Origin of the sequence: Salinicola sp. DM10 (genome assembly GCF_017306975.2) — a bacterium.
Classification (GTDB): domain Bacteria; phylum Pseudomonadota; class Gammaproteobacteria; order Pseudomonadales; family Halomonadaceae; genus Salinicola.
The window spans coordinates 275,341-285,963 of sequence record NZ_JAFLEN020000004.1; the positions used below are offsets into that span (position 1 = coordinate 275,341).

The window sequence follows — 10,623 nt, forward strand, 5'->3', positions numbered from 1 at the left end:
CGCTCGCCAATACCGGCGAGCCCAATGACGACTACCGACAAGAGGCCGAGCGATGCAACTGACCGATTTCGATACCCTGACCTTCGATGTCTACGGCACCCTGATCGACTGGGAGAGCGGCATGGTGGCGGGGCTGCAGCCGCTGCTCGAGCGCACCGAGCTGAGCCTGAGCCGAGACCAGGTGCTCGAGGCGCATGCGCGCCACGAGTCGAGCCAGCAGCGCTATACCCCACACCTGCAGTACCGCTGGCTGCTGGCGGTGGTCTACAAGCGGCTGGCCGAGGAGTGGGGTGTAACGGTGACTCACGACGAGTGCCTGGCCTACGGCGACTTCGTCAAGCAGTGGCCGGCCTTTGCCGATAGCGCGGCAGCACTCGGCTATCTCAAGCAGCACTACAAGCTGGTGGTACTCTCCAACGTCGACAACGAAAGCTTTGCCTACAGCCAGCGCAAGTTGGAGGTCGAGTTCGATGCGGTCTATACCGCCGAGGACATCGGCTCCTACAAGCCTTCGCCGCGCAATTTCGACTATCTGCTGGAGAAGCTCGGCCAGCGCGGCATCGACAAGACGCGCATTCTGCATACCGCGGAGAGCCTGTTCCACGATCATCAGCCGGCCAACCGGCATGGTCTGGCAAACTGCTGGATCTACCGCCGCCACGATCAGCAGGGCTTCGGCGCGACCATGGACCCGGGCGAGATGCCGCGGATCGACTTCCGCTTCGACAGCATGGCGGCCCTGGCGGACGCGCACCGCGAGCTAGTGGGTCAGGCGTAAATCATGATCGAGAACTGCTTGTGCTTGCCTCACGGTGTCTTTTACGACTGGCCGTGAGCAGGCGGTGATTGGACCAAAGGTTGCAGTAGGCTTGGTGACGAAAGTGTTCGATCATGGCGGAAATCCCTCACGCTTGTCGCGACGTCATCGTTGGAGTTGATATGGAAATGCTACACGGTCTGGTGGTGATCACCTTCGTCCATCTGCTGGCGGCGGCTTCGCCGGGGCCGGATTTCGTGCTCGTCACCCACCAGACGCTGAGTTGCGGCCGGCGGGTGGGGCTTTTGTGCAGCCTGGGCATCGCGCTCGGCCTCTCCATCCATATCGTCTACTCCGCCTTCGGGCTGGCGGCGGTGATCGCCAACTCGGCCGAGGCGCTGTGGGCGATCAAGCTCCTCGGCGGCGCCTATCTGCTCTATCTGGGCATCAAGGGGCTGCGCTCGCGCCCGGCGCTGGGCGAGGCCGGCGCGGCTGCCGGTTCGGTACCTGCCCTCCCGCGTTCGGCCTGGCGCGTCGTGGGTGCCGGCTTTCTGTGCAATGCGCTCAACCCCAAGGCGCCGATCTACTTCGTGGCGCTGTTCACCATCGTGCTGTCGCCGGCGATGCCGCTTTATCAGATCGCCATCTATGGCGCCTGGATCATGCTGCTGCAGCTGGGCTGGTTCTCGGCGGTGGCGCTGTTGCTGTCGACACCGCGCATCCAGCACGCCTTCCAGCGGGGCAGCCACTGGATCGACCGCGTGCTCGGCGCGGCGATGATCGCGCTGGGCGTCAAGGTGCTGATGACGCGGGTATCGAGCTGATCCTGGCCGCTCTCACCCTTGGCCTGGGGCCGCTCGGCGCAAGAGTGCGATCCACGCCGAGCCTTTGCCTCTCGTCGGGGTTTTGGGCATCCTGCTCGCACCCATTCAACTGCTGAGGAACGCGCGTGAAAACCTGGCTACGTGATCTACCCAAGGTCGAGCTGCATCTACATATCGAGGGGTCGCTGGAGCCAGAGTTGATGTTCTCGCTGGCGGCGCGCAACGGTGTGAGCCTGCCCTACGCCACGGTGGAAGACGTCCGCGAGGCGTACGACTTCAGCGATCTGCAGTCGTTTCTCGATCTTTACTATCAAGGCATGCGAGTTCTGCGCACCGAACAGGACTTCTTCGATCTGGCGATGGCCTATCTCGAGCGGGCCCATGCCGAGGGCGTGGTGCACGTGGAGCTCTCCTTCGATCCGCAGGCGCACCTGAACCGTGGCGTCGAGCTGGCGGTGCCGTTCGAGGGGCTCAATCGCGCCCGGCGTCAGGCCGAGCGTGAGTGGGGCATGACCAGCGCGCTGATCATGAGTTTTCTGCGCGATCGCGATGCCGCAGAGGCGATGGCGGTGCTGGAGAAGGCGGCGCCCTACTACGAGACGATCGATGCGGTGGGCCTGGACAGCGCCGAAGTGGGCAATCCGCCGACCAAGTTCAGCGCGGTGTTCGAGCGCGCCAAGGCGCTGGGCATCCCGCGGGTGGCGCATGCCGGTGAAGAGGGCCCGGCGGCCTATATCAGCGAAGCGCTGGATGTGCTCGACGTCTGCCGCATCGATCACGGCGTGGCCTGCCTGCAGGACGCGGCCCTGGTCGAGCGACTGCGCCAGATGCAGATGCCGCTGACCGTCTGCCCGCTCTCCAACGTGCGGCTAAAGGTGGTGGCGGAGATGTCCGACCACCCGTTGCCGCAGATGCTCGAACAGGGTCTGAAGGTGACGCTCAACTCCGACGATCCGGCCTATTTCGGTGGCGGCGTGCTGGAGAACTATCTCGCCTGCGCCGAGGCTTTCGCCTGGGATCGCGCGACCTTCAAGCAGCTGGCGGGCAATGCCATCGATGTCGCCTTCATGCCGGAGGCGCGGCGGGCGGCGCTGCTGGCGCAGCTCGACGCCTGCTAAGGAATCACTGTATAAATGCCTGCACGAGCGAATGGCTGCGTTACGCGGTACTCGAAAGCTCGCCTAACCCCATGTTATGTCTCGCGTGACGCGTTGCCTTCGGCAACTTGCCCTGACGGGCCGCCCTCCGGGCGTTCTCTACGCGTTGCTTCGAGTCTGCGTTCCGGGCGCCTTGCCCTTCATCTCGTTCGGCGATTTATTCAGCGTTTCCCTAATGGCGTGATGGCCTGACAAGCTTCACTAGGTCAGCACAGCTGAAAAAAGGACGCGGTATCGAGCCATCGATACCGCGTCCTTGTCGTAGTGGCGCTGGCCTCGGCCCGGTCGACTCAGAATGCGTCCAGCGCCTGTGCGAAGCGGCTCACCGCGCCCTCGACGTCTTCCAACTTGTCCAGCCCGAACAGGCCGATACGGAAGGTCTGGAAATCGTCCCCTTCATCGCACATCAGCGGCACGCCAGCAGCGATCTGCACGCCCTGGGCGGCGAAGCGCGGGACCAGATCGCTCTCCCGGGTATAGCTGACCACTACGCCTGGCGCTTCGAATCCTGCCGCGGCGACACTGGGGTAGCCACGCTCGGCCAACAGCGCTCGAATCCGCCGGCCTAGTGTCCATTGCGCCTGCTCGAGCGTGTCGAAGCCGTCCTGCTCCATCTCCTGGATGGTGTGGTAGAGCCGCGTCAGGCCATCGGTCGGTAGCGTGGCGTGGTAGGCGTGCCCGCCATTTTCGTAGGTTTCCATGATCCCCAGCCAGCGCTTGAGATCGGCGGCGAAGCTGCTGCTGGTGGTGTGTTCGATGTGCGCCCGCGCACGTTCGCTGAGCATCACCATGGCGCAGCAGGGCGAGGCGCTCCAGCCCTTCTGCGGGGCGCTGATCAGCACGTCCACGCCGGTCGCCTTCATATCGACCCAAGCGGTGCCCGAGGCGATGCAGTCGAGCACGAGCAAGCCGTCGACCGCGTGCGCCGCCTCGGCCAGTTGGCGTAGATAGTCATCCGGCAGCAACACCCCGGCTGAGGTTTCGACGTGCGGAGCGAAGACCACGGCCGGGCGTTCTGCGTGAATGGCGGCGACCACTTCGTCGATCGGGGCTGGGGCGAACGGGGACTGAGACTTGCTGCCCTGGCGCCGGGCCTTGAGTACCTGGGTGGCGGCGGCGATACGGCCCTGGTCGAGAATCTGGGTCCAGCGGTAGCTGAACCAGCCGTTGCGCACGATCAGACAGCGGGCATCGGTGGCGAACTGGCGCGCCACGGCCTCCATGCCGAAGGTGCCGCTGCCGGGCACGATGATGCTGCTGTGGGCGTTGTAGGTGCGCTTCAGCAGGCGCGAGAGCTCGCGCATGACCTGCTGAAAGCTCTGTGACATGTGGTTGAGCGAGCGGTCGGTGTAGACCACCGAGTATTCCAGCAGGCCGTCGGGGTCGACGTCCGGGCGAAGTGCCGGCATGGGCGGGCTCCTTGATAGAGAATGAATGGAAATCAGCGCGCGACGGCGAGCAGCGTGCGCAGATAAGGCACCAGGCGCGCCAGCGCCTCCTCGGCCAGTGCTGGGTCGATGGCGAAGCAGATGCGCAGATAGTCCTCCCCCTCCGGGCCGAAGGCGCTGCCGGGGGCCACACCCACCTTGGCGTCTCGCAGCAGTTGCACCGCACGCTCGAGGCTGGTGCCCGGCACCCCGTGCACCTTGAAGAAGAGATAGAAGGTGCCCTGGGGGGTGAAGACGGTAACGTTGTCCAGCGCTTTGAGCCCCTGGACCAGGATATCCCGCGATGCCTGGCAGCGAGCGATCTGATGGGCGATGAAGTCATCCCCGGTCTCGAGTGCCACCTGGCAGGCGCGCTGAATGAAGGGGGCGACACCGGTGGTGTTGTACTGACACAGCCGGGCGAAGAGGGTTTCCATGCCGCTGGGGCAGACGACCCAGCCGGCGCGCCAGCCGGTCATGCACCAGTTCTTCGAGAAGGTGTTGGTCACCAGCAGACGGTCGGTATCGTCGCACAGCTGCAGAAAAGAGGGGGCCGGCCCCTGACCGTCGTAAACGAAGTGGTTGTAGACCTCATCGGCGACGATCCACAGTCCGCGCTTGCGGCAGAAGTCGCGCAGCCGGCGCATATCTGCCAGGGGCATGCGCCAGCCGGTGGGGTTGGAGGGCGAGTTGATGAAGATCGCTCGCGTGCGCTCGGTGACCGCGGCGAACAGGGTGTCGAGATCGAGCGTGATGGCGCCATCGGCATGGAACTCGAAGGCGACCGCTACATTGACGCCGCCGCAGATCGCCACCACCTGCTTGGCGTTGGGCCAGGCAGGCGAGGGCATGATTACCTCGTCGCCCTCGTCGAGTATGGCCTGCATGGCCATGACCACCGCATTCATGCCGCCGATCGAGACGCAGAAGCGCTCGGGCGCCACCTCCACATCCCAGTGACGTCGATGATAGTCCGACAGTGCCTGTCTCAGGCCCGGTGTGCCTTGGGAATAGCCATAACGGGTATCTCCCGCCTCGAGCGCCGCGATGGCGGCATCGCGGATGGGAGCGGGCGTGGGTAGATCGCCTTCGCCGATCCACAGGCGGACCACGCTGTCGTCATGCCGCGCCATGTCCGCCACGGTCACGATCTGGTTGTCGGGCATGTCGCGTACCCGGGAAGAGCTGAACGGCTGCAGGGCAGCGGGGATCACGTCGGGCATGAGGGTGGGCACCTGGTGGCATCTGCTCGCTCGATCATATCGGGGAAGTCGCGAGCTGGCTAACCGTCAGCGTGGGAGTTTGCCGGCTAACAAACCCTAACAATTTGGTTTTCCTGAGTTTTACAAATGCTAGGCTACGATTGATGAAAACGGGTGACGTGATTAGAAAATTAGTCTTGCATGTACACGCGAAAGGATTAAATTCCGCTGAAATAGCGTAACAATATGTTTCGCGAATGCTTCTTGTTACAATCGGGGGATGTTCGATGGCCGCTCTGCTTACCGTGGTCCGGGTTGATGGCAATGTCTTCGTACTGGATCCGCGTAAGCTGCTGGTCCCTGGCATGGAGATTCCCGAGGGCGCGACCCTGGTGGCGCCGGATGGCGGCCGTCTAATTCTGGCGGACGGTGCGGTGCTGCCACTCGATGCGGGGCAGCCGCTGATTCTCCAGGTCGTCGATGACGTCCCTACGCTGCTGGTGGCGGACGCCGGCAGCGCCGATAGCGATATTGCCGCACTGCAGGCAGCTATTGAGGCCGGTGTCGACCCGACTGCCGTTCAGCAGGCGCCGGCAGCCGGTAACGCCGGTGGCGGTGGCGGTGGCGGCAGCCTCTCCGGTGAAGGCGGTTTCTCCAACCCGTTCGACATCGCGCGGGTGGGCCGCGAGGAGAGCAGCAGCTATAGCTACAACGCTGCCTTTGCGGATCCGGGCGCTCAAGTGGTCACCCCCGCGAGTTTTTCACCCACCGCCGCCGATGCCCCCGGAGGAACCGATGCTGCGGCAACCAATCAGAATCCGGTAGCGAGCGCCGGTACCCAGACCACTGGCGAAAACGCCACCCTGAACGCTCAAGTGCCGGCGGCCACCGATGTCGACGGCACGGTCGAGAGCTACCAACTGGTCAACGGTGTTGGTGACAACAACGGTTCGCTGAGCTTTAACAGCGACGGCAGCTATACCTTTAACCCGGGTGCTGACTTCGACAGCCTGGCTCCGGGCCAGAGTCGCGACGTCACCTTTACCTACACCGCCACCGATAACGACGGCGGCGTCAGTGCCCCGCAGACGGTGACCATCACCGTGACCGGCACCAATGACGCACCGGTCGCCAAGGCTGATACCCAGACCACTGGTGAGAACCAGGTACTCGAAGGTAGCGTGCCGGCGGCTACCGATGTCGATGGCACCGTCGAGAGCTATCAGCTTGCGACCGACGTGGGCCAGGGCAATGGCAGCCTCAGCTTCAATAGCGACGGCAGCTACACCTTCAACCCGGGCACCGACTTCGACGGTCTGGCCGCTGGCCAGAGTCGTGACGTCACCTTCACCTATACCGCCACCGACAACGACGGTGGGGTGAGTGCGCCGCAGACGGTGACCATCACCGTCACTGGCACCAATGATGCGCCGGTCGCCAAGGCCGACACCCAGACCACCGGCGAAAACGCCACCCTGAACGCTCAGGTGCCGGCGGCCACCGATGTGGATGGCACGGTCGAGAGCTATCAGTTGGTCAACGGTGTTGGTAACAACAACGGTTCGCTGAGCTTCAATAGCGACGGTAGCTACACCTTTAACCCGGGGGCAGACTTCGACAGCCTGGCCGCTGGCCAGAGTCGTGACGTCACGTTCAGCTACACCGCCACCGACAACAATGGCGGCGTCAGCGCACCGCAGACGGTGACGATTACCGTCACCGGCACCAACGACGTACCGGTGGCCAAGGCGGATACCCAGACCACCGGTGAAAACGCCACGCTGACTAGCCAAGTGCCGGCAGCGACTGACGTCGACGGCACCGTCGAGAGCTACCAACTGGTCAACGGTGTTGGTAACAACAACGGTTCGCTGAGCTTCAATAGCGACGGCAGCTACACCTTCAACCCGGGTACCGACTTCGACGGCCTGGCCGCGGGCGAGAGCCGCGACGTCACCTTCACTTATACCGCCACCGACAACGACGGTGGGGTGAGTGCGCCGCAGACCGTAACCATCACCGTGACCGGCACCAACGACGTGCCGGTGGCCGTTGCCGATACCCAGACCACCGGTGAGAACACCACGCTGACTAGCCAGGTGCCGGCGGCCACCGATGTGGACGGCACCATCGAGAGCTATCAGCTGGCGACCGGCGTGGGCCAGGGCAATGGCTCGCTGAGCTTCAATAGCGACGGCTCCTACACCTTTAACCCTGGTACTGACTTCGACAGTCTGGCCGCTGGCCAGAGTCGCGATGTCACCTTCACCTACACCGCCACCGACAACGATGGCGGCGTCAGCGCCCCGCAGACGGTGACCATCACCGTCACTGGCACCAATGACCTGCCGGTCGCCAAGGCGGATACTCAGACCACCGGTGAGAACGCCACGTTGAGCGCCCAGGTTCCAGCGGCGACGGATGTCGATGGCACCGTCGAGAGCTATCAGCTGGCGACCGGCGTGGGCCAGGGCAATGGCTCGCTGAGCTTCAATAGCGACGGCAGCTACACCTTCAACCCGGGCACCGACTTCGACGCTCTGGCCGCGGGTGAGAGCCGTAACGTCACCTTCACCTATACCGCCACCGACAACGACGGTGGGGTGAGTGCGCCGCAGACGGTGACCATCACCGTCACCGGCACCAATGACGCACCGGTCGCCAAGGCGGATACTCAGACCACCGGTGAAAACGCCACGCTGACTAGCCAAGTGCCGGCAGCGACTGACGTCGACGGCACGGTCGAGAGCTATCAGCTGGTCAACGGTGTTGGTAACAACAACGGTTCGCTGAGCTTTAATAGCGACGGCAGCTACACCTTCAACCCGGGTGCGGACTTCGACGCGCTGGCCGCTGGTCAGAGTCGCGATGTCACGTTCACCTACACCGCCACCGATAACGACGGCGGCGTCAGTGCCCCGCAGACGGTGACCATCACCGTGACCGGCACCAACGACGCACCGGTGGCCAAGGCGGATACTCAGACCACCGGCGAAAACACCACCCTGAACGCTCAGGTGCCGGCAGCGACTGACGTCGACGGCACGGTCGAGAGCTACCAGCTCGCGACCGGCGTCGGTCAGGGCAATGGCTCGCTGAGCTTCAACAGCGACGGCTCTTACACCTTCAATCCGGGCACGGACTTCGACAGTCTGGCCGCGGGTGAGAGCCGCAACGTCACCTTTAGCTACACCGCGACCGACAACAATGGCGGCGTTAGTGCACCGCAAACGGTGACCATTACCGTCACTGGTACCAATGATGTGCCGGTCGCCAAGGTGGATACCCAAACTACGGGTGAGAACGCCACCCTGAACGCTCAGGTGCCGGCGGCGACCGATGTGGACGGCACCGTCGAGAGCTATCAGCTGGCGACTGGCGTGGGTCAGGGCAACGGTGCGCTGACCTTCAATAGCGACGGCAGCTACACCTTTAACCCGGGCACCGACTTCGACAGTCTGGCCGCGGGTGAGAGCCGCGACGTCACCTTCACTTACACCGCTACCGACAACGATGGCGGCGTCAGCGCCCCGCAGACGGTGACGATCACCGTCACCGGCACCAACGACGTGCCGGTCGCCAAGGCGGATACTCAGACCACCGGCGAAAACACCACCCTGAACGCTCAGGTGCCGGCGGCTACCGATGTCGATGGCACCGTCGAGAGCTATCAGCTTGCGACCGACGTGGGCCAGGGCAATGGCAGCCTCAGCTTCAATAGCGACGGCAGCTACACCTTTAACCCGGGTGCGGACTTCGACGGTCTGGCCGCTGGCCAGAGTCGTGACGTCACCTTTAGCTACACCGCGACCGACAACAATGGTGGGGTCAGCGCGCCGCAGACGGTGACGATCACTGTCACCGGCACCAACGATGCGCCGGTGGCAGTCGCCGATACCGGCAGCACGGGTGAGAACACCATCCTCACCGTTGATGCGGCCCGGGGCGTACTGGCCAACGACAGCGATGTCGACGGCGGCACCCTGAGCGTTAGTGCTGTCAATGGCACCGATGCCAACGTCGGCCAGGCGATCGCCGGCTCCAACGGCGGCACCTTCACGCTGAACGCGGACGGCTCCTACAGCTTCAACCCGGGTACAGCGTTCGATCGCCTGGCCGCGGGTCAGACCGACACCACCCAGATCAGCTACACCGTCAGCGATGGTCAGGGTGGCACTGCTACCTCGACGCTGACCGTGACCGTCACCGGCACCAACGACGTGCCGGTGGCCAAGGCGGATACCCAGACCACCGGTGAAAACGCCACCCTGAATGCCCAAGTGCCGGCGGCGACCGATGTCGATGGCACGGTCGAGAGTTATCAGCTGGCGACCGACGTCGGCCAGGGCAACGGCAGCCTTAGCTTCAATAGCGACGGCAGCTACACCTTCAACCCGGGCACGGACTTCGACGGTCTGGCTGCGGGTGAGAGCCGCAACGTCACCTTCACTTACACCGCCACCGACAACGATGGCGGCGTGAGTTCACCGCAGACGGTGACCATTACCGTCACTGGCACCAACGATGTGCCGGTGGCCAAGGCGGATACCCAGACCACCGGTGAGAACGCCACCCTGAACGCTCAGGTGCCAGCGGCCACCGATGTGGATGGCACCGTCGAGAGCTACCAGCTGGTCAATGGTGTTGGTAACAACAACGGTTCGCTGAGCTTCAATAGCGACGGCTCCTACACCTTCAACCCGGGCACCGACTTCGACAGTCTGGCTGCGGGTGAGAGCCGCAACGTCACCTTCACTTACACCGCCACCGACAACAATGGCGGCGTCAGTGCACCGCAGACGGTGACCATCACCGTCACTGGCACCAATGATGATCCGGTGGCCGTCGCCGATACCGGCAGCACGAGTGAGAACGCCACCCTCAATGTGTCTGCCGCCCAGGGCGTGCTGGCCAACGACAGCGATGTCGACGGTGGCACCCTGAGCGTCAGCGCGGTGAACGGTACCGACGCCAACGTCGGTCAGGCGATCGCCGGCTCCAATGGTGGAACCTTCACGCTGAACGCGGACGGCTCCTACAGCTTCAATCCGGGCACGGCGTTCGATCGTCTCGCCGCAGGTCAGACCGACACCACCCAGATCAGCTACACCGTCAGTGACGGTCAGGGCGGCAGCGATACCGCCACCCTGACTGTGACGGTTACTGGCACCAACGACGTGCCGGTGGCCAAGGCGGATACCCAGACCACTGGTGAAAACGCCACGTTGAGCGCCCAGGTTCCAGCGGCGACGGATG

The 10,623-nt window shown here is 63.9% G+C and carries 6 protein-coding genes; 4 read left to right on the forward strand and 2 right to left on the reverse strand.

Going from position 1 to position 10,623, the window contains the following annotated elements:
* Positions 1-52 precede the first annotated feature (52 nt).
* From J0A90_RS15350 to J0A90_RS15360, 3 genes are all read left to right on the forward strand, one after another.
* The gene (locus J0A90_RS15350) at positions 53-778 is read left to right on the forward strand and encodes a haloacid dehalogenase type II (protein ID WP_207031252.1); all 726 of its coding nucleotides are present in this window, start codon (positions 53-55) and stop codon (positions 776-778) included.
* A gap of 161 nt (positions 779-939) precedes the next feature.
* Positions 940-1,581 (forward strand): LysE family translocator, encoded by a 642-nt coding sequence (locus J0A90_RS15355; RefSeq protein WP_207031244.1) that lies wholly within the window; start codon positions 940-942, stop codon positions 1,579-1,581.
* Positions 1,582-1,706: 125 nt separating this feature from the next.
* Positions 1,707-2,699, forward strand: a complete 993-nt coding sequence (locus tag J0A90_RS15360; protein WP_207031241.1) for an adenosine deaminase — start codon at positions 1,707-1,709, stop codon at positions 2,697-2,699.
* Positions 2,700-3,028: 329 nt separating this feature from the next.
* Here the strand turns inward: J0A90_RS15360 and J0A90_RS15365 are convergent, their stop codons facing one another.
* Both J0A90_RS15365 and J0A90_RS15370 read right to left on the reverse strand, forming a co-directional pair.
* Positions 3,029-4,147, reverse strand: a complete 1,119-nt coding sequence (locus tag J0A90_RS15365; RefSeq protein WP_207031239.1) for an aminotransferase class V-fold PLP-dependent enzyme — start codon at positions 4,145-4,147, stop codon at positions 3,029-3,031.
* Between the two features lie 32 nt (positions 4,148-4,179).
* Complete coding sequence (locus J0A90_RS15370) at positions 4,180-5,388, reverse strand: pyridoxal phosphate-dependent aminotransferase (protein WP_207031237.1); 1,209 nt, start codon at positions 5,386-5,388, stop codon at positions 4,180-4,182.
* Between the two features lie 266 nt (positions 5,389-5,654).
* On the opposite strand from J0A90_RS15370, the gene J0A90_RS15375 reads away from it, so the two are divergent.
* Positions 5,655-10,623 (forward strand): Ig-like domain-containing protein (locus tag J0A90_RS15375; RefSeq protein ID WP_233076842.1); only part of this gene is annotated, 4,969 nt, incomplete at its 3' end.

What these genes read in the sequence shown, in the direction of transcription:
- J0A90_RS15365 (WP_207031239.1), bottom strand. Translation starts at nt 4,147, where the DNA reads ATGCCGGCACTTCGCCCGGACGTCGACCCCGACGGCCTGCTGGAATAC.
- J0A90_RS15370 (WP_207031237.1), bottom strand. Translation starts at nt 5,388, where the DNA reads ATGCCCGACGTGATCCCCGCTGCCCTGCAGCCGTTCAGCTCTTCCCGG.
- J0A90_RS15350 (WP_207031252.1), top strand. Translation starts at nt 53, where the DNA reads ATGCAACTGACCGATTTCGATACCCTGACCTTCGATGTCTACGGCACC.
- J0A90_RS15355 (WP_207031244.1), top strand. Translation starts at nt 940, where the DNA reads ATGGAAATGCTACACGGTCTGGTGGTGATCACCTTCGTCCATCTGCTG.